Genomic DNA, 17,912 nt, shown 5'->3' with positions numbered 1-17,912 from the left:
CCATGCAACCGCTTCAAGGCATCACCGTCGTCACGCTCGAACACGCCATCGCCGCGCCATTCGCCACCCGCCAGCTCGCCGACCTGGGTGCGCGCGTCATCAAGATCGAGCGCCCCGGCGTGGGCGATTTCGCTCGCGGCTACGACACCCGCGTGCGGGGCATCGCCTCGCATTTCGTCTGGACCAACCGCAGCAAGGAAAGCCTGACGCTGGACGTCAAGCACCCCGAGGCGCAGGCGATTCTCAAGTGCATCATCGAAGAAGAGGCCGACGTGGTGGTGCAGAACCTGGCGCCGGGTGCTACCGCTCGTTTGGGTCTTTCTTACGAGGCGCTGAGCAAGACCAAGCCCGGCATCATCGTCTGCGACATCTCCGGCTATGGCGGCAGCGGGCCCTACCGCGACAAGAAGGCCTACGACCTGCTGATCCAGAGCGAGGCCGGGTTCGTGTCGGTCACCGGAACCGAAGACACGCCGTCCAAGGCCGGGCCGTCCATTGCCGACATCGCCGCCGGCATGTATGCGTACACCAACATCCTGGCCGCGCTGCTGCACCGCCAACGGACCGGTGAGGGCCAGCACATCGACATCTCGATGCTGGAGGCCCTGACCGAATGGATGGGCTACCCGCTGTACTACAGCATCGACGGGGCGGCGCCCCCGAAGCGCACCGGCGCCAGCCACGCCACCATCTACCCGTACGGCCCGTTCCCCGCCGGGGATGGCAAGACCGTGATGCTGGGTTTGCAGAATGAGCGCGAGTGGAAAGCCTTCTGTGAGCAGGTGCTGCAACAGCCCGCGCTGGCCGCTGACGAGCGCTTCGCGAGCAACCCGCAGCGCGTGGCCGCGCGTGCATCGCTCGACGAGATCATCGTGAACGCCTTTGCCGGGCTGAGTGCCGCCGAGGTGGTGCAGCGTCTGGAAACGGCACAGATCGCCAACGCCCAGGTGAACACCATGGCCGAGGTCTGGGCGCACCCGCAGTTGCAGGCGCGCCAGCGCTGGACAACGGTGGGCACTCCGGCGGGGACGGTTCCGGCCCTGCTGCCGCCGGGTTCCTGGAGCCAGGGCGCGCCGCGCATGGACGCCGTGCCCGCCCTCGGGCAGCACACCGACCGCATTTTGCGTGGTCTGGGGTACGGCGCCGAGCAGGTACAGGCCTTGCGCGCCGAGGGGGCGGTGTGATCCCGACCACCTATCTGTTCGTTCCAGGCAACCGGCCCGAGCGTTTTGCGAGGGCGCTGGCCAGTGGTGCGGACCGTGTCATCCTCGATCTGGAGGACGCGGTGTCGCCCGCCGACAAGCCTCAGGCCCGCCATACCATCGGTGCCTGGCTCGCCACGCTGGACGGTGCCGCGCGCGCCACCATCCTCGTGCGCCTCAACGATGCCCTGAGCCCGTGGCACGCCGACGATCTGCAATGGCTTTCCACCCAGCCCATGGGCGAGGTGATGCTGTCCAAATGCGAGTCAGCGGCCCAGGTCGCCGCGGTTCATGCGCACATGGCATCCGATGCCCAGGTGTTGCCGCTGATCGAAACCGTGCGCGGTGTGATGGCCCTGACCGACATCGCCCGCGCGCCTCATGTGTCGCGACTGGCCTTCGGCTCCATCGACTACCTGCTGGACCTCGACCTGCCCGGTCCCGGCTTCGCGCTCGATGCGGCCGCCACCGCCATCGCCATGGCCTCGCGTGCCGCCGAGTTGCCGTCGCCGGTGGCGGGTGTCACCCCCGAACTTGACGCTGCGCGTGTGACCGGCGACCTGCTGCACGCGCGCAGCCTGGGCTTCGCCGCGAAGCTGTGCATTCACCCGACGCAGGTGGGCGTGGTGCGCGAGGCGCTTCGGCCCGATGCGCCGACCCTGGCCTGGGCATCGCGCGTGAACAGTGCCTGGCAGACCGCGGGTGGCCAGGGGGCGATCCAGGTGGACGGCCGCATGGTCGACAAGCCGGTGGCGCTGCGCGCGCAACGCATCCTGGCCCTGGCAGACCCGATCACCTGAACCTTGCGCCCACTTCCCAGAGGATTGCCATGGCAGCCACCATCATCGACTCCCGCATCTTCGGCGACATCTTCAGCGACGCGCGCATGCGCCAGGTCTGGTCGGACGAGAACCGCACCGCCAAATACCTGGACATCGAACGTGCGCTCGCCAAGGTGCAGGGAGAACTGGGCCTCATTCCCCAGGAGGCCGCAGACGAAATCGTCAAGAACTGCGAGCTGTCCATGATCGACTGGGACCAGCTCAAGGCCAAGACCGAGCAGATCGGTTACCCCATCATCGCCGTGGTCAACCAGATCAACGCCAACTGCCGTGACCGTCTGGGCGAGTACTGCCACTGGGGTGCGACCACACAGGACGTCACCGACACCGCGGCGGTGCTGCAGATGCGCGAGGGCCTCGCGCTGGTCGAGCAGGACCTCAAGGACATCTCCGATGCGCTGGCCGCGCTGGCGCAGAAGTACCGGGACACACCGGTCATCGGGCGCTCCAACCTGCAGCAGGCCACCCCGATCACCTTCGGCTACAAGATGGCCAGCATCCTGGCCGGCATGGATCGCCATCGCGAGCGCCTGCAACAGCTCAAGCCCCGTGTGCTCATGGGGGAGTTTGGTGGCGCCTCGGGCACGCTCTCGTCGCTGGAAAAGGGAGCGATGGAAACCCAGGCCGCGCTCATGAAAGAGCTGGGCCTGGCCCAGCCGCTGATCTCCTGGCACACGGTGCGCGACACCATCGCCGAAGTCGGTGCTTTCCTCGGTCTGGTGGGCGGTTCGCTGGGCAAGATCGCCATGGACGTGAAGCTGATGATGCAGACCGAGGTAGGGGAGGTGTTCGAGCCTTATGCCCCCGGCCGCGGTTCGTCGAGCACCATGCCGCAAAAGCGCAACCCGATCTCCTGCCTCTACATCCACGCCAACATCTCGGTGGCACGCCAGCACGTTGCCGCCTTGATGGATGCCATGGTCGCCGACCATGAACGGTCCACCGGCCCGTGGGAAATCGAATGGGTGTGTTTGCCCGAGATCTTCTGCCTCATGTCGGGCGCGCTGAAGCAGACCAAATTCGTGCTGCAAGGCCTGGAAGTGGATGCCACCCGCATGCGCGCCAACATGAACATCACCCACGGGCTGGTCATGTCCGAGGCCGTCATGATGGGTTTGGGCCCGTACCTGGGCCGCGAGTACGCCCACGACCTCGTGTACGACCTGTGCCGCCAGGCGCTGGCCGAGAACCGTCCGTTGATCGACATCCTGGAAGCGCACCCGGAGATCAACCAGTACCTGTCCCGCTCACAGCTCGAATCCTTGTGCGACCCGGTGAACCACCTGGGCCAGGCCGGGGTGATGGTGGACCGGGTGCTGGCTGCGCATGCAGCCCTCGTCTGAAGTCCGCCACGGCGTTCCTTCCGTATTTCACTTTCCTCAACCTGCATCTCACTGGAGACAAACCAAGATGAAAAAACAAGCGCTTGCCGCGGCCACCCTGTCCGCATTGACCCTGGGAGGAGTGGCTCATGCCCAGTCGTCCGTGACGCTCTACGGCGTGGCGGACGTGGCGCTGGCGAAGGTCACGGGTCAGTCTTGGCGACTGGCGGGCGCATCCCCGCTGACCAACGGCAGCTCGCGCATCGGCTTTCGCGGGACCGAAGATCTGGGCGGTGGTCTGAAGGCCTCGTTCAATTTCGAAGCTCAGGTCAATCCCGAAACCGGCGCGGCCTCAGATCCCTTCTTCGGTCGTGCGGCCAACCTGACGCTCAGCGGTGGTTTTGGGTCGGTGTTGTTGGGGCGGACCCTGAGTCCGAGTTTCCGGGCCGTCACCGCATGGGAGTTGACCGGTGCCGCCAACTACAACCCTGTGAGCAGCCAGTTCTCTTATGTGGGCGTCAACTCCCGCAACAACAGCCAGATCACCTACACCACGCCCAGCTTCGGCGGCGTGACCGCGACCGTCGCGCACGTGCTCAAGGGCAACAATGCGGACGGTGTGTCCAAGACCGAGTTCAACGTCATCTACCGGGGCGGTCCGCTGTCGGCCAGCCTGGCGTACAACAAACTGAGCAACAAGGACGCCAACCACATGGTGGGCGCCGCCTACAACTTTGGAGTGGCCCGTGTCGCGGCGAGCTACCAGGACGCGACGGGTGCCGGGCGTGGCAAAGGTTTCACTCTGGGTGGCGCCATTCCGGCCGGCCCGGTCAACTTCATTGTGGATGTCGCGCGAGACACGGAGAACAAGGACACCGATCTGCTGCTGGAGGCACGCTACCCGCTCTCCAAGCGCACCTTCCTGTACGCCGCGCATGCACGCAACGGCAAGGGCAAGGCCGAGACCGATGTCAACTCGACACTGATCGGCATGCGCCACAACTTCTGATCCATCAGCTGTTCCCAGGTTTCAGGCCGCTTTCGGGCGGCCTTTTTCGGTTGGCCACGTTGCGCTGACGTCGTTCCAAAAGTAGAGTGAGCCATGAAGCTGTCGATTCCCTGTGTTCTCATGCGTGCAGGCACTTCCCGCGGCCCTTTCTTCCTGCGCGACTGGCTGCCCGAAGGTGACGAGGCGCGCGACCAGGCGCTGATCGGCGCCATCGGCGCGTCGGACCCGCTGCAGCTCGACGGCCTGGGTGGTGGCAGCACGCTCAACAGCAAGGTGGCCATTGTGTCGCGCTCCACCCGGACCGATTGCGATCTCGACTACCTGTTCGCCCAGGTGGGGGTGGGGCACCAGTCGGTGGACACCCGGCCCAACTGCGGCAACATGCTTTCGGGCGTGGCCCCGTTTGCGATCGAGCAGGGGCTGATCCCGGCGCAGGACGGCACCACCACCGTGCGCATCCACAACGTCAACACCGGCTCGCAGATCGAGGTGACCGTGTGCACGCCTGGGGGCAAGGTGACGTACGAAGGCGATGCCCGCATCGACGGTGTGGCGGGCACCGCGGCGCCCGTTCTGCTGAACTTTCTGGATGCCTGGGGCGCGGTGACCGGGCAACTTTTTCCCACGGGACAGCGCATCGACACCATCGAAGGCCTCGACGTGACCTGCATCGACGCGGCCATGCCCCTGATGATGCTGCGCGCCTCCGACCTGGGGCTCACTGGTCGTGAGCGGCCAGCCGAGCTGGACGCCAATGTCGCGCTGCTGGCGCGCATCGAGGCGCTGCGGTTGCAGGCCGGGCTGCGCATGGGTCTGGGCGACGTGTCGGGAAGCGTGGTTCCCAAACCGGTGTTGGTCAGCGCAGGTGACGCGCCCAACAGCATCACCTCGCGCTATTTCACACCCCACAAATGCCACGCTTCACACGCCGTCACCGGCGCCATTGGCGTGGCGACCGCCTTTGCCTTGCCCGGTACCGTGGCCAGCGGTGTGGCGCGTCCGCCAGGACGCCATCCGCTGGTGGTGCTTCATCCAGCCGGACAGATCGATGTGGAGGTGGAGCTCGACGGAACGGGCGATGCCGCCACCGTGCAGAGCGCAGCCTTGGTGCGCACGGCGCGCAAGATCATGCACGGCATGTTGCACCTGCCGGGCTATGTGTTTCCGCCCGCGCCCGCCGCGAACGATGCCGTGCCCGGCGTGATGGCACAGCGCCAGTTCCCGCAACGCGAGGTGCACGTGATCGTGCCCACCAGCGCGGGCGGCGGTAACGACACCATGGCGCGAACCCTTGTGCGCAAGCTCGGTCCTCTGCTCGGGCAGTCGGTGGTGGTGGACAACCGCGCCGGCGCCAATGGCAGCATCGCCTGCGAGTACGTGGCCGCGGCCCAACCCGACGGCCACACGCTGATGTTTGGCTACATCGCCACCCATGGCATCAACCCGGCGCTGCAGAAGCTGCGCTACGACCCGGTGGCCGATTTCGCGCCCATCGGCCTGATCGGTTATTCGCCCACGCTGCTGGTGGTGCCGGCCACGTTGGGAGTGGACAGCGTCGAGGACCTGGTGCGTCTGCTGCGCGAGTCACCCGGGCGTATGAGCTATGCCTCGGCCGGTGAGGGCACGGTGCCGCATTTCGCCGCCGAACTGTTTCGCCTGCAGACCGGTTCCCAGTTGCAGCGCGTGGATTTTTCCGGCGCCGCTCCCGCCATTGCCGACGTGGCCAATGGCTTGGTACAGGTGATGTTCCCCAGCCTGTTCACGGCCCAGCCCTACCTGCGAAGCGGGCGTCTGAAAGCGCTGGCGGTTGCCGGCCCGACACGCCTGCCCGCGCTGCCCGATGTGCCCACGCTGCTGGAAGCGGGCGTGTCGGGTGTTGAGATGACGCAGTGGTACGCATTGTTCGCGCCGGCCAAGACACCGCCTGCGGTGGTGCGGCAGCTGAACACCGCGCTCAACGGCGTGTTGAAGGACCCTGAGATCGTGGCGCGCATGGAAGCCGATGGCGCCCGGGTGCAAACCTCCACACCAGGCCAGTTGCACGACCTGCTGATGGCAGAGGGTGAGCGCTGGCAGGGCGTGGTGCGCCAAGCGGGTCTTCGACCCGACCTCTCGTTCGATTGAGACTCAGCGCCTCGAAGAAACGAGGATCCCGCCCACGATCAGCACGAAGCCGGCGAGGTGGTAGAGGTGGGGCAGTTCGCCCAGCAGCGTGGCCGACATGAGCCCGGCAAACAGCGGGGTGAGGTTGTTGAAGAAGCCGGCGATGGCCGGCCCGACGCGGGCCACGCCGGCGCCCCAGCAGCGGTAGGCCAGCAGCGACGGCCCGATGGCCACGTAGGCCAGCGCGGCGGCCAGTGGCCAGCCCCAGGCGATGTGGGTGCTGCCTGCGGTGGCGGGCGGCAGGCTGAGCCATTCGCCAGCGGTCATCAGGCTGGACCAGCCCAGGCCGAACGCGATCTGTGCCAGCAGGAAGGCCGCCCAGTCGGCCTTGATGCTGGCCGGGTAGCCGCCTTCGGGTGGCCGCACCAGCAGCCAGCTGTACCAGGCCCAGGTGATGGAGGCCAGCACCATCCAGGCGTCGCCCGGCACGAACTGCACCGCCAGCAGCTGCGCCAGATCGCCACGCGCGAGCACCACCGCCACGCCGGCCAGCGACAGCGTGGAGCCCAGCGCGGCGCGGCGCGAAATGGGCACGCCATAGAGCAGCCGGCCCAGGATCAGCATCCAGACCGGGATGCTGGAGGCCACCAGGGTCACGTTCAGCGGGGTCGAGGTCTTGAGCGCCATGTACTGCAGCGCGTTGTACATGCCCACGCCCAGCAGGCCGAGCAGGGCGAAGCGCTTCTTGTGGGCCCACAGGCCGCTACCGGGCCGCAGCACCCAGCCGGCCAGCGGCAGCAGAACCAACCCCGCCAGCACCCAGCGCAGGAAATTGAAGGTGATGGGTGGGATGGCGCCCTGCATCATGCGGCCGACCACGGCGTTGCCGGCCCACAGCAGCGGCGGGATCAGCAGCAGGGCGATGGTGGACGGTGTGAGGCGGGCGGGGGCGGTCATGCGGCGACTGTACCCACACGGTCATGTCCCGCGCTGACGCGGGGCTGGCGGCCTGCTCCGCTGGCGACACGGCGGTTTCGTGGCAGCATGTGCGCTGTCTTGAACAACGCAGGAGATTCCCATGACCCAGACCAGCCGCGCCGTGCGCATCCACGCCAACGGCGGCCCCGAACAGCTCGTGATCGACAACCTGAGCGTGGGCGAACCGGGTCCGGGCGAGGTGCGCATTCGCCACCACGCGATCGGCCTGAACTTCATCGACGTCTACCAGCGCAGCGGCCTGTATCCCAACACCATGCCCCTGTCGCTGGGCATGGAGGGCGCGGGCGTGATCGAGGCCGTGGGTGAGGGCGTGACGCACCTGAAGGTGGGCGACCGCGCGGCTTACGCCGCCAACCCGCCCGGCAGCTATTGCGACCTGCGCGTGATGCCGGCCATGAACGTGTGCCAGTTGCCCGATGCCATCGATTTCGAGACCGGCGCGGCCATGATGCTCAAGGGCCTGACCGCGATGTACCTGCTCAAGCGCTGCCCGCCGGTGGAAGGGCTGCATCCGGGCGACTTCGTGCTGTTCCACGCCGCGGCCGGTGGTGTGGGGCTGATCGCCTGCCAGTGGGCCAAGGCCCTGGGTCTGCGTCTCATTGGCACCGCGGGTTCGGACGACAAATGCGCGCTGGCCCGGGAGCACGGCGCGGAATTCACCATCAATTACCGCAGCGAGGATTTCGCCGCGCGGGTCAAAGAGATCACCGGCGGCAAGGGCGTGAAAGTGGTCTACGACTCGGTGGGCAAGGACACGTTTGACAAGTCGCTCGACTGCCTGAGGTCCTTTGGCCTGATGGTGAGCTTTGGCAACGCCAGCGGGCCGGTGGCGCCGTTCGCGCCCGGCATTCTGGGGCCCAAGGGTTCGCTCTACGTGACGCGCCAGACCCTGTTCACCCACATCACCAGCCGCGAACGCACGCAGGCCATGGCCGACGAGCTGTTCGCGGTGGTGGCCAGCGGTGCGGTGAAGATCCGCATCGATCAGCGCTTTGCGCTGACCGACGTGCGGGCCGCGCACCGCAGCCTGGAGGCGCGGCAGACCACGGGCTGCACGATCCTGCTGCCCTGACCGGACAGACTTAGAACTTCATGCCCACGCCGACGTTGATGCCGTCCACCTTGACGCCCTTGCGGTCGTAGTAGTTCATGTAGTCGGCGTTCAACGAGGTGTTGCCACCCAGCGCGAAGCTCATGCCCGCCCCGTAGGCGAAGCTGCCGCCCGAGTCCGAAACGCTCAGGTTGCCCGAACGGGCGCTGACCTTGGTGCCGGCGACACCGGCCCGGGCGAACAGTTCCACGGACTCACCCAGGCGGATCTTGGGTTTGACGAAGGCGCCATACACGTGCTCGACCTTGCCCTTGACCGTGACCCCGCCAACGCTCACATCGTCGGAGCCCGCGCCCAGACCCAGCAAGCCTTCCACGGCCAGATTCGGGTTGAGCTCGTAGCCCGCGATGCCGCGGACCATGGAGGGGTTGACCTTGGCGGAGAAGCCGCCGTCCCGGTTCTCGAAATTGAGGCGGCTGTACCCCAGCTCTCCGTACGCTCCTTGTGCTTGGGCAGCGGTGGCGGTGAGCGCGACAGCGGCGATGGCGACAATTTTGCCGAGATGTTTCATGAAACCTCCAGTTCGGATTGGTGAAAAATGCCACCCTTCAAGGGCAACACTGGGCTGGACTCGCTGGCGGCGGGCGTCGTTCCCCCTACACGGCGAAAGCAGCGGATACGTTTGTCTCATTCGGTAAGCCGTACCGGCCTCCCGGAGCCGTCGCCCGGCTTGCAGCGGCCCCAAAAAAAAAGCCACCCGAAGGTGGCTTGTTTGACAAGGGTTGGGGCGGGTCAGAACTTCATGCCGGCGCCCAGCGTGAAGCCGGTGTATTTCACACCGCTGCCACTGTAGTAGGACATGTAGTCCGCGTTGATCGAGATCTTCCGGTGGCTGAACGAGGCCCAGTCGGTCAGGTAGCTGAAGCCTGCGCCATAGGACAACCCGGCGCCGCCGTCGGTCCCGGTATAGCCGCGCACGCTGGAGCTGGTGTTGACCAGGCCGAGGCGGCCAAACAGCTCCATGTCGCCCAGCTGCAGCCTTGGCTTCGCGTAGACGCCGATCATGGTGCCGGCGCTCACGTTGTAGGCCGAGCCGAAGTAGCCGGTGGCGCTGCCGCCCCGCAGACCCAGGCCGAGCATGGCTTCGGCGGCCAGGTTGGGGTGGTAGTCGTAGCCCACGATGCCGCGCAGCATGATGGGTTTGGCGGAAATGCCGTGGTTCGAGATCTTGTAGCTCAGCAGGCTCAGGCCCAGCTCGCCGTACAGGCCCTGGTTTTTCAGGCCTTGCGAAGCCAGGCCCTTGTCGAGCGCGCCCTCGGCCTTGGCCACGCCGCTGGCGGCCTTTTGTTGGACCACCTGGGCCTGGGCGCTGAGGCCCGTGAATGCCATGGTGGCGATCGCGATGAACGGAATCAGTTTTTTCATGAGAACTCCCTGGAACAGAAACAAAACAGATGCAATACCCACAACAGAGCAACCGCCTGCGCCGGCGCGGAACCCCACACCCTGCATAGGCCGCTGTTCTATTTGAGTAATAAAAAAGGCGCAATTTTTCGAATTGCGCCGGGCTGAATTGTAGCTATTAAATACCCGAATTCATCGGACATGGCTCCGGTCAGAGCGGGCGAACCGCTGCGGGCCGGCAGCGTTCGCTCAGGGGGGCCGCGTCAGGCGGGTGTGGCCACCGGCGGTGGTGCCACGGCCTGCAGCGCGGCCTCCAGGTGGCTCAGTGTGCCGTTCACGTCGTGCCACTTGTCCAGGCCAAACAGGCCGATGCGGAAGCTGCGGAACTCGGCCGGCTCGTCGCACTGGAGCGGCACGCCAGCGGCGGCCTGCAGACCCGCAGCGAGGAATTTCTTGCTCGACTGGATCTCGGGGTCGGTGGTGTAGCTCACGACCACACCCGGCGCCTGAAAGCCCTTGGCCGCGACGCTGGGGAAGCCGTGTTTCTCCAGCAGGGCACGCACGGCGCGGCCCAGGGCGACCTGCTCGTCGCGCACTTTCTCGAAGCCGTAGGCCTCGGTTTCCTGCATGGTGTCACGCAACCGCAGCAGGGCGTCGGTGGGCAGGGTGGTGTGGTACGCGTGCCCACCGCCTTCGTAGGCTTCCATGATCTGCAGCCACTTCTTCAGGTCCATCGCGAAGGTGGTGCTCTGGGTGGTGTCGATGGCCTGACGGGCACGTTCGCTCAGCATCACCATGGCGCAGCAGGGCGAGCTGCTCCAGCCCTTTTGCGGCGCCGAGATCAGGATGTCCACACCGGTCGCGGCCATGTCCACCCACATCGCGCCCGAGGCGATGCAGTCCAGCACCATCAGGCCCCCCACAGCGTGCACCGCGTCGGCCACGGCGCTCAGGTAGTCGTCGGGCAGCATCATGCCGGCGGCGGTTTCCACGTGTGGCGCAAACACCAGGGTGGGTTTTTCTGCCGCGATGGCGGCCTTCACCTCTTCAATCGGCGCGGGTGCCCAGGCGGCCTGCGAACCCTCGGCGATGCGGCGCGCCTTCATCACGGTGTGGCTGGCGGGGATGGACCCCATGTCGAAGATCTGTGTCCAGCGGTAGCTGAACCAGCCGTTGCGGATCACCATGACGTGTTGGCCGTGCGCGAACTGGCGCGCCACCGACTCCATGCCAAAGGTGCCGCTGCCCGGCACCAGCACGGCCGAATGCGCGCCATAGACGCGCTTGAGCATGGCCGAGATGTCGGTCATCACGCCTTGGAAGCGCTTGGACATGTGGTTGAGCGCGCGGTCGGTGTAGACCACCGAAAATTCGAGCAGGCCGTCGGGGTCGACGTGGGGCAGCAGTCCGGGCATGGGTGTCTCCTGGGGCGGGTCGCAAAACGGCTTGCCAGCGTAGCACAGCGGCTTTTCCGCCACGGCCCTCAGGGCCGCTCGGGGGTGGCCGTTGGCGCACGCAGCCGGCTGGGCGCGAGCACGCCGGCGCTGTCGAGGATGGGGTAGGCGATGGAGCAGATGTGGGAGTTGATGCGCTTGAGGTCGCTGATCATGTCCAGGTGCAGCGCGCTGGTGTCCATGCTCAGCATGCTCATGCCCGAGAGGCGCTGCAGGTGGGCGGCGGCGTACTCGCGCTCCATGTCGCGAAAGCGCACCTTCTCTTCCAGCAGTCGCTGGGCATCGCGCACGTTGCCATTGAGGAACACGCTCATGCCCAGGCGCAGGTTGTCCAGCAGGCGCGCATGCAGTTCGACGATTTCGGCCATGCCGGCTTCGGAAAACTCGCGCCCCTTGCGGATCTTCTTTTCCTCAATATCGAGCAGCACCCGTTCGACCGTGTCGCCGATCTGCTCCATGTTGATGGTGAAGCTGATGATGTCGGTCCAGCGCCGGCTCTCTTCTTCGCTGAGCTGCTGGCGCGAGATCTTGGTCAGGTAGTACTTGATGGCCGAGTACAGGCTGTCCACGGTGTCGTCCAGCTTGCGCAGGTCCTGGGCCAACTTGAGGTCGTTGCTCCGGATCACGGTGATCACGCCGCGCAACATGGTCTCGACGACATCGGCCTGGTGCAGCGCCTCGCGCGCAGCGCACGAAATGGCCAGCGACGGCGTGGCCAGCGCCGAGGGGTCGAGGTGGTTGGGCCGGTTCAGCGGGCCGTTGCCGTCCGGCGTCGGCAACAGCTTTTCCACCAGCCGGGCCACCGGCTGGGTCAGGCCGATGAAGATCAGGCCCACCATGAGGTTGAAGCTCAGGTGGAACAGCACCGTGAGCGTGGCCGGGTCCTGCACCAGTGGCTGCACCCCCCGGAGCCACAGCGGGATCAACCAGGGCGCGATCAGCACGCCCATCACTTTGAAGAGCAGGTTGCCCACCGGAACCCGCCGGGCACTGACGCCCGAGCGCGCCGTGGTGACCACGGCCATCAGCCCGCTGCCCAGGTTGGCCCCCAGCACCAGACCGAGCGCCACGTCCAGCCCCACCACCTGCAGCGCCAGGGTGGCGGCGAGCAGGACCACGGCCAGGCTGGAGTAGGCCAGCACCGCCAGCGTGGCACCCACCAGGATTTCCAGCAGCCGGTCGCTGCTGAGCGACTCCAGCATCAGCTGCACCGCCGGGTTCTGCGTCAACTGGTTGGTGGAGCCGGTCACCAGTTGCAGCGCCAGCAGCATCAGGCCCAGACCGATGAGGATGCGCCCGACGTCGCCGGGCACGGTACCCTGGCGCGAGATGAACAGCGCCACGCCGGTGAAGATGCACAGCGGCGAGAGCCAGGACAGGTCGAAGGAAAACACCACCGCCATCACGCTGGTGCCGATGTCCGCACCCAGCATCACGGCCAGGGCGGCGGGCAGCGCGATCAGGCCGCGGCCCACGAAGGAGCCGGTGATCAGCGCGGTGGCGGTGCTGGACTGCACCAGGGCCGTGACCGCCAGGCCGGAGAGCGCGGCCGAGAAGCGGTTGCCCATGCTGGTGGCGAGTATCTGGCGCAGGTTGCTGCCGAAGACGCGCAGCACCCCGCTGCGCACCAGGTGCGTCCCCCACACCAGCAAGGCCACGGCGGCCAGAAGATCCAGCAGATGTCTCATGAACATCAAAACTATACGCGTCCGCGTGGCCGGGCGCTGGCGCGTTTGGGGCCGGCCACGCGGCCCCAAGTGCCGCGTGTCTGCTGTGGCGGGCTCAGCGGCCGCGCCGCACGCGCAGGATCTCGTCGAGGATCAGGCAGGCGGCACCGATGGAGATGCCCGCGTCGGCGACGTTGAAGGCCGGGAAATGCCCGCCCGGGAACAGGCCGGCCAGGAACGACCAGTGGAAGTCCAGGAAGTCCACCACGTAGCCGTGCAACAGGCGGTCGATCACGTTGCCGACGGCGCCACCCAGGATGCAGGCCAGCGCAAACGCGAACAGCTTCTGGCCCGGGTGCGAACGCAGCATCCAGACGATGAAGCCCGCCGCGGCCACGCCGATGCCGGTGAAGAGCCAGCGCTGCCAGCCACCCGCCGAGGCGAGGAAGTTGAAGGCAGCGCCGGTGTTGTGTGCCCGGATGATGTTGAAGAAGCTGGTGACGGGGGTGCCGTCGCCCAACCGGTAGTTGCCCAGGATCAGCACCTTGGTGAACTGATCGAGCAGCACGATGGCGGCGGCCAGGCCGAGCCAGGGCCAGAGCGAGCTTTGGTTTTTTGCCATCAGGCCACCTGGCGGGTTTCGCCCGTTCCCGTGCCCGCCGCTTCGGCCAGGTTGCTCACGCAGCGGCCGCAGAGGCTGGGGTGGGCCGCATCGGCACCCACGTCGTCGCGGTAGTGCCAGCAGCGTTCGCACTTCTGTGCGGCGCTGGGCGTCACCACCACCTGGAGTTCGGCGCCGTCCGCCACCGTGGCGGCGGACGTGATGGTGACGAACTTCAGGTCGTCGCCCAGCGAGCGCAGCAGGGCCGCGTCGTCGGCGCCCGCGGTGATCACCAGCGTGGCCTGCAGCGAGGCACCCACGGCACCCGCGGTGCGCACGGCTTCGATTTCCTTGTTGGCCACGTCGCGGATCGCGCGCAGGCGGTTCCACTTCGCCAGCAGCGCTTCGTTGGCCGAGGGCAGCGGCAAGAAGGTCTCGAAGAAGATCGAACCCTGGTTCTTGTCACCCGCGAAATGGCCCCAGGCCTCTTCGGCGGTGAAGCTGAGGAACGGCGCCATCCAGCGCAGCATGGCGTTGGTGATCTGGTGCAGCGCGGTCTGGGCCGAGCGGCGCGCCAGGCTCTTGGGTGCCGTGGTGTACAGCCGGTCCTTGAGCACATCGAGGTAGAACGCGCCCAGGTCTTCCGAGCAGTACACCTGCAGCTTGCTCACCACCGGGTGGAATTCGTAGACGTCGAAGTGCGCGAGGATCTGCGCCTGCAGCTCGCTGGCACGGGCCAGTGCGTAGCGGTCGATCTCCAGCATCTGCTCCAGCGGCACGGCGTCGGTGGCCGGGTCGAAGTCGACCGTGTTGGCCATCAGGAAGCGCAGTGTGTTGCGGATGCGGCGGTAGGCGTCAACCACGCGGGCGAGGATCTTGTCGTCGATGTTGAGGTCGCCCGAATAATCGGTGCTGGCCACCCACAGGCGCACGATCTCGGCGCCGAGCTTGCTCGTCACCGATTGTGGCTCCACCGTGTTGCCCAACGACTTGCTCATCTTGCGGCCCTGGCCGTCGGTGGCGAAACCGTGGGTCAGCAGGCCTTTGTAGGGCGCGCGGTCGTACAGCGCGCAGCCGAGCAGCAGCGAGCTGTGGAACCAGCCGCGGTGCTGGTCGTGGCCTTCGAGGTAGAGGTCGGCCTCGGGGCCGCTGGCGTGGAAGGCACCGTTCGGGTAGGCGTGCGCATGGCTGCCGCGCAGCACGTGCCAGAAGGTGGAGCCCGAGTCGAACCACACTTCGAGGATGTCGGTGCTTTTCGTGTAGTGCGGGGCGTCCTCGGCGCCCAGGATTTCTTCGGCCGTCACGCGGCTCCAGGCCTCGATGCCGCCCTGCTCCACGATGTCGGCCGCCCGGTCCAGGATGGCCATGGTGTTGGGGTGCAGTTCGCCCGAATCCTTGTGCAGGAAGAAGGGCACCGGCACGCCCCACGAGCGTTGGCGCGAGATGCACCAGTCGGGCCGGTTGGCGATCATGTCGCGCAAACGGGCCTTGCCGTTCTCGGGGTAGAAGCTGGTGTGGTCGATCGCGTCCAGCGCCAGCTGACGCAGGGTCTTGGGCGCCTTGTCTTTGGTGAACACGCCCTCGCCTTCATCCATGCGCACGAACCATTGCGCGGCGGCGCGGTAGATCACCGGCGTCTTGTGGCGCCAGCAGTGCGGGTAGCTGTGGGTGATCTTCTGGGTGGCGAGCAGGCGGCCGGCGTTTTTCAGCGCTTCGAGGATGACCGGCACAGCCTTCCAGATGTGCAGGCCACCGAACAGCGGGAAGTCGGCCGCGTAGGCGCCGTTGCCCTGCACGGGGTTGAGGATGTCGTCGTAGGCCAGGCCGTTGGCCACGCAGGAGTTGAAGTCGTCCACGCCATAGGCCGGCGCCGAGTGCACGATGCCGGTGCCATCGCTGTCGCTCACGTAGTCGGCCACATAGACCGGCGAGAGGCGGCGGTAGCCCGCGTCCACGTCGTACAGCGGGTGGCGGAATTGGAGGCCACCCAGTTGATCGCCCTTTGTTGTGGCGAGCACGTTGCCCTGCAGGCCGAAGCGCTCCAGGCACTTTTCAACCAGCGTTTCGGCCAGCACCAGACAGCCCATGGGCGTGTCGACCAGCGCGTAGGTCAGTTCCGGGTGGGCGTTGAGCGCCTGGTTGGCCGGGATGGTCCAGGCGGTGGTGGTCCAGATGACGGCGAAGGCGCTCTTTCCCGCGGGCAGCGAGGCCAGGCCGAAGGCGGCGGCGAGCTGGGTGGCGTCGTCGGTCTCGAACGCCACGTCCAGCGTGTCACTCTGCTTGTCGGCGTATTCGATCTCGAACTCGGCCAGCGAGCTGCCGCAGTCGAAGCACCAGTACACCGGCTTCAGGCCCCGGTAGACGAAGCCGCGCTCGATCACACGCTTGAAGGCGCGGATCTCGCCGGCCTCGTTGGCCGGGTCCATGGTGCGGTAGGGGCGTTCCCAGTCGCCGAGCACGCCCAGGCGCTTGAAGTCTTCGCGTTGCTGGTCGATCTGCTCGGTGGCGTAGGCACGGCTCTTGGCCTGCATGTCGTCGCGGCCCAGGTTGCGGCCGTGCAATTTTTCGATCGCGTTCTCGATCGGCAGGCCATGGCAGTCCCAGCCGGGGATGTACTGCGCGTCGAAGCCGGCGAGCTGCTTCGATTTCACGATCATGTCTTTCAGCACCTTGTTCAGCGCGTGGCCGATGTGCAGCTTGCCGTTGGCGTAGGGCGGGCCGTCGTGCAGCACGAACAGCGGCGCGCCGTGGCGGGCGTCGCGCAGGCGCTTGTAGAGGCCGCCTTGATTCCATTCCCCGACCCAGGCCGGCTCGCGCTTGGGCAGGTCGCCGCGCATGGGGAACGGCGTGTCGGGCATGTTCAGCGTGGCGCGGTAGGCGCTGGCTTCGGGCTTGGCCTCGTTCTTCGGGGCAGCGGGTTTTTCAGACATGGTGGTCGACTTTCGAATTCGGGATCGGCAAAGGCAGGCTCGGTGATGCGGCGTGGCGCACGGGGGTGGGGCGGGTCGCCCCGAGCCTGTCAGAGGGCGCGCGGCCCGGGGCTTGGCGCCCCGGCAGCGGCATTAAATTCGGTCGCGGGTGGTCTGGCGGTGCGTCTGGGTGTGCAGCGACGCAAAGAAGGCACGTGCGTCGTCGCAGTCCTTGGCGATGCCCCGGGTCAGGGCGTCCAGACTGTCGTACTTCAGCTCTTCGTGCAGTTTGTGCAGCAGTTCCACGCGGATGATTTTACCGTAGGCCTCCCCGCCGGGCAGGCTGGCGACCAGCGCCTCAGGCCATTCCAGGCAGTGCGTTTCCAGCAGCACCCGCCCGCCATTGGCGTCGTTCGGGTCCAGCGAGGGGCGAACCCCCAGGTTGGCGACACCGGGCAAAGGCGGTGAATCCGCCTCGGGGCCCAGGCCGTGTACGTGCACCGCAAAAATACCGCTGGCCGCCGGTTTCCAGTGCGCAAAGCGCAGATTGAGCGTGCGAAAGCCATCACCGCGCCCCGGGCTGCTTTCGGCCAGCTGGCGCCCAAGCTTGCGCCCATGCACCACGTGGCCGCTGATGCTGAACGGGCGCCCGAGCAGGGCGGCCACCCGGTCCATGTCGCCCGCGGCCAGCGCCTCGCGCACGGCCGAGCTGGAGACGCGGGTGCCGTGCACCTCGTAACTCTGCATGCGCGCCACGTCAAAACCGAGCGATGCGCCGGCGGCATCCAGCATGGCGTAGTCGCCCGCGCGCTGGGCGCCGAAACGGAAGTCGTCGCCCACCAGCACGTACTTGACGCCCAGCGCGCGCACCAGCGTGTCTTCGATGAAGGCCTGTGGGGCCTGCGAAGCCAGCCGGGCGTTGAACGGCATCACCACGCAGCGGTCGACGCCGCAGCGGGCCAGCTCTTCGAGCTTGTCGCGCAGGGTGGCGATGCGCGCGGGGGCCAGATCGGGCTTGTGGTGCACGGCGGCGAAATAGTCGCGCGGATGCGGCTCGAAGGTCATGACGCAGCTGGGCACGCCACGGTGCCGGGCCTCGTTGTTCAGCAGGGCCAGCATGGCCTGGTGGCCGCGGTGCACCCCGTCGAAGTTGCCGATGGTCAGGGCACAGCCCGCGATGGCCTCGTGGCGCAGGGCGTGTTGCAGGTTCCAGAGGCCACGGATGATTTTCATGAGCGATGTCCGTCCACTCCCGGGAGTTGAACGCGGTTCAGGTGCTTGTCACAGAAGCACTGTATATTGACACACGTGCGGCGCACGACCCTGCGGTGGCGCGCCGTTCTGAAGAC

General features: G+C 66.8%; 14 protein-coding genes. 6 read left to right on the top strand and 8 right to left on the bottom strand.

Annotated elements, in window-relative coordinates; genetic code table 11:
- Positions 1 to 2 precede the first annotated feature (2 nt).
- The 5 genes from HTA01S_RS19870 to HTA01S_RS19850 all read left to right on the top strand — a co-directional run bounded on the left by HTA01S_RS19870 (position 3) and on the right by HTA01S_RS19850 (position 6,499).
- Entirely contained in the window at positions 3 to 1,184 is a 1,182-nt protein-coding gene (locus HTA01S_RS19870; protein ID WP_068174482.1) for a CaiB/BaiF CoA transferase family protein, read from the top strand.
- The gene (locus HTA01S_RS19865; protein WP_068174481.1) at positions 1,181 to 2,002 is read left to right on the top strand and encodes an HpcH/HpaI aldolase/citrate lyase family protein; all 822 of its coding nucleotides are present in this window, start codon (positions 1,181 to 1,183) and stop codon (positions 2,000 to 2,002) included. Before HTA01S_RS19870 ends, HTA01S_RS19865 begins: the two co-directional genes overlap by 4 nt.
- A 29-nt stretch (positions 2,003 to 2,031) precedes the next feature.
- The gene (pcaB, locus tag HTA01S_RS19860) at positions 2,032 to 3,387 is read left to right on the top strand and encodes a 3-carboxy-cis,cis-muconate cycloisomerase (protein WP_068174480.1); all 1,356 of its coding nucleotides are present in this window, start codon (positions 2,032 to 2,034) and stop codon (positions 3,385 to 3,387) included.
- Positions 3,388 to 3,454: 67 nt separating this feature from the next.
- Positions 3,455 to 4,375, top strand: coding sequence for a porin (locus tag HTA01S_RS19855; RefSeq protein WP_068174479.1), 921 nt, complete (start codon positions 3,455 to 3,457; stop codon positions 4,373 to 4,375).
- Positions 4,376 to 4,468: 93 nt separating this feature from the next.
- On the top strand, positions 4,469 to 6,499 hold the full coding sequence (locus HTA01S_RS19850; protein WP_068174478.1) for a 4-oxalomesaconate tautomerase: 2,031 nt from the start codon (positions 4,469 to 4,471) through the stop codon (positions 6,497 to 6,499).
- Between the two features lie 3 nt (positions 6,500 to 6,502).
- On the opposite strand, the gene HTA01S_RS19845 is transcribed toward HTA01S_RS19850, so the two are convergent.
- On the bottom strand, positions 6,503 to 7,435 hold the full coding sequence (locus HTA01S_RS19845; RefSeq protein ID WP_068174477.1) for a DMT family transporter: 933 nt from the start codon (positions 7,433 to 7,435) through the stop codon (positions 6,503 to 6,505).
- A 121-nt stretch (positions 7,436 to 7,556) separates the two neighbouring features.
- On the opposite strand from HTA01S_RS19845, the gene HTA01S_RS19840 reads away from it, so the two are divergent.
- Positions 7,557 to 8,549 (top strand): quinone oxidoreductase family protein, encoded by a 993-nt coding sequence (locus HTA01S_RS19840; protein WP_068174476.1) that lies wholly within the window; start codon positions 7,557 to 7,559, stop codon positions 8,547 to 8,549.
- Positions 8,550 to 8,559: 10 nt separating this feature from the next.
- Here the strand turns inward: HTA01S_RS19840 and HTA01S_RS19835 are convergent, their stop codons facing one another.
- The 7 genes from HTA01S_RS19835 to HTA01S_RS19805 all read right to left on the bottom strand — a co-directional run bounded on the left by HTA01S_RS19835 (position 8,560) and on the right by HTA01S_RS19805 (position 17,796).
- Positions 8,560 to 9,099 (bottom strand): porin family protein, encoded by a 540-nt coding sequence (locus HTA01S_RS19835; RefSeq protein ID WP_068174475.1) that lies wholly within the window; start codon positions 9,097 to 9,099, stop codon positions 8,560 to 8,562.
- 221 nt (positions 9,100 to 9,320) lie between these two features.
- Complete coding sequence (locus HTA01S_RS19830; RefSeq protein ID WP_068174474.1) at positions 9,321 to 9,953, bottom strand: porin family protein; 633 nt, start codon at positions 9,951 to 9,953, stop codon at positions 9,321 to 9,323.
- A gap of 242 nt (positions 9,954 to 10,195) precedes the next feature.
- Positions 10,196 to 11,347, bottom strand: coding sequence for an aminotransferase class V-fold PLP-dependent enzyme (locus HTA01S_RS19825; RefSeq protein ID WP_068174473.1), 1,152 nt, complete (start codon positions 11,345 to 11,347; stop codon positions 10,196 to 10,198).
- Between the two features lie 68 nt (positions 11,348 to 11,415).
- Positions 11,416 to 13,074, bottom strand: coding sequence for a Na/Pi cotransporter family protein (locus HTA01S_RS19820; protein ID WP_068174604.1), 1,659 nt, complete (start codon positions 13,072 to 13,074; stop codon positions 11,416 to 11,418).
- Between the two features lie 94 nt (positions 13,075 to 13,168).
- Positions 13,169 to 13,675: a signal peptidase II gene (gene lspA, locus HTA01S_RS19815; protein WP_068174472.1), complete on the bottom strand. Its 507-nt coding sequence runs from the start codon at positions 13,673 to 13,675 to the stop codon at positions 13,169 to 13,171.
- Complete coding sequence (gene ileS / locus HTA01S_RS19810; RefSeq protein ID WP_068174471.1) at positions 13,675 to 16,584, bottom strand: isoleucine--tRNA ligase; 2,910 nt, start codon at positions 16,582 to 16,584, stop codon at positions 13,675 to 13,677. The genes lspA and ileS overlap by 1 nt, the downstream gene beginning before the upstream one ends.
- Positions 16,585 to 16,716: 132 nt before the next feature.
- The gene (locus HTA01S_RS19805) at positions 16,717 to 17,796 is read right to left on the bottom strand and encodes a bifunctional riboflavin kinase/FAD synthetase (protein ID WP_068174470.1); all 1,080 of its coding nucleotides are present in this window, start codon (positions 17,794 to 17,796) and stop codon (positions 16,717 to 16,719) included.
- Positions 17,797 to 17,912 lie beyond the last annotated feature (116 nt).

The organism is Hydrogenophaga taeniospiralis CCUG 15921 (assembly GCF_001592305.1).
Taxonomy (GTDB): Bacteria; Pseudomonadota; Gammaproteobacteria; order Burkholderiales; family Burkholderiaceae_C; genus Hydrogenophaga; species Hydrogenophaga taeniospiralis.
Note: the sequence above shows the minus strand (reverse complement) of the source record. Positions and strands in the feature narration are given on the sequence as shown.

Excerpts from the sequence above, each read along its gene's own strand:
- HTA01S_RS19870 (WP_068174482.1), top strand. The coding sequence starts at position 3 with ATGCAACCGCTTCAAGGCATCACCGTCGTCACGCTCGAACACGCCATC.
- pcaB (WP_068174480.1), top strand. The coding sequence starts at position 2,032 with ATGGCAGCCACCATCATCGACTCCCGCATCTTCGGCGACATCTTCAGC.
- HTA01S_RS19855 (WP_068174479.1), top strand. The coding sequence starts at position 3,455 with ATGAAAAAACAAGCGCTTGCCGCGGCCACCCTGTCCGCATTGACCCTG.
- HTA01S_RS19850 (WP_068174478.1), top strand. The coding sequence starts at position 4,469 with ATGAAGCTGTCGATTCCCTGTGTTCTCATGCGTGCAGGCACTTCCCGC.
- HTA01S_RS19845 (WP_068174477.1), bottom strand. The coding sequence starts at position 7,435 with ATGACCGCCCCCGCCCGCCTCACACCGTCCACCATCGCCCTGCTGCTG.
- HTA01S_RS19840 (WP_068174476.1), top strand. The coding sequence starts at position 7,557 with ATGACCCAGACCAGCCGCGCCGTGCGCATCCACGCCAACGGCGGCCCC.
- HTA01S_RS19835 (WP_068174475.1), bottom strand. The coding sequence starts at position 9,099 with ATGAAACATCTCGGCAAAATTGTCGCCATCGCCGCTGTCGCGCTCACC.
- HTA01S_RS19830 (WP_068174474.1), bottom strand. The coding sequence starts at position 9,953 with ATGAAAAAACTGATTCCGTTCATCGCGATCGCCACCATGGCATTCACG.
- HTA01S_RS19825 (WP_068174473.1), bottom strand. The coding sequence starts at position 11,347 with ATGCCCGGACTGCTGCCCCACGTCGACCCCGACGGCCTGCTCGAATTT.
- HTA01S_RS19820 (WP_068174604.1), bottom strand. The coding sequence starts at position 13,074 with ATGAGACATCTGCTGGATCTTCTGGCCGCCGTGGCCTTGCTGGTGTGG.
- lspA (WP_068174472.1), bottom strand. The coding sequence starts at position 13,675 with ATGGCAAAAAACCAAAGCTCGCTCTGGCCCTGGCTCGGCCTGGCCGCC.
- ileS (WP_068174471.1), bottom strand. The coding sequence starts at position 16,584 with ATGTCTGAAAAACCCGCTGCCCCGAAGAACGAGGCCAAGCCCGAAGCC.
- HTA01S_RS19805 (WP_068174470.1), bottom strand. The coding sequence starts at position 17,796 with ATGAAAATCATCCGTGGCCTCTGGAACCTGCAACACGCCCTGCGCCAC.